This is a genomic window from Segatella asaccharophila, assembly GCF_054687055.1.
Map to the genome: position 1 here is coordinate 1 of NZ_BAACAN010000057.1, position 917 is coordinate 917.

Annotated in this window: 1 protein-coding gene; it reads left to right on the top strand. The window is 56.7% G+C overall.

Features of this window, described 5'->3' with window-relative positions:
• On the top strand, nucleotides 1-917 hold a 917-nt coding region (locus tag ACYRYG_RS13280; protein ID WP_460198483.1), incomplete at both ends, for a sensor histidine kinase.

Genomic DNA, 917 nt, shown 5'->3' on the forward strand with positions numbered 1-917 from the left:
AAATATGCCTATCAACTGGTAGGGTATGACAAAGACTGGAAATACTGCCGTGACGGTGCCCACCGGGCGATCTATCAGAACCTGCCATGGGGCACCTATCATCTGAGGCTGCGTGCGGCTGACCACTATGGCCAGTGGCAAAACCTGCCATACGATATAGAAGTGAAGATCCTCCCGCCGTGGTATGCCACCTGGTGGGCCTTCCTGTTCTACCTCGTCCTCCTCGCCCTCGCCGTCTATGGAGGCATCGACTGGTACAAGAGGCACCTCAACACGAAAAACCGGCTGCAGATGGCGGTTGTCTTCACCAATATCACCCATGAGCTCCTTACCCCGCTCACGGTCATCTCTGCCACGGTCGAAGACCTGCAGGACAGGGCCCCGCAGTTCAAGAAGCATTATGAGAACATCCAGAGTAACATCTTCCGGCTGACCTACCTCCTGCGGCAGATCCTGGAAGTGAGGAAATCGCAGTCCGGGCAACTGAAACTGCTGGTGTCCAGGGGAGACCTGGCTTTGACGGTCAGGAAGATCTGCGAGAACATCCGGCCGATGGCTCTGAAGGACCATATCCGGCTGACCCTTCAACTCCCGGAGGAGGGAGTGCCGGCATGGTTTGATGCTGACAAAATAGACAAGATCCTGTATAACCTGGTATCCAATGCCATCAAATATGACCATGAAGGCGGCCAGGTGACCGTCTCCCTGGAAATCAGCAACGGACAGGCGAGGCTGCAGGTCAGCGATGACGGTATCGGGATGTCAGGGGACAAGCTCAGGCATCTCTATACACGGTTCCTTGACGGTGATTACCGCAGGATGGGGACCTTCGGGACGGGCATAGGCCTCTCGCTGACCCATGACCTGGTACTGCTCCACCATGGCCGCATCGACTGCCGGAGCACGGAGGGAAAGGG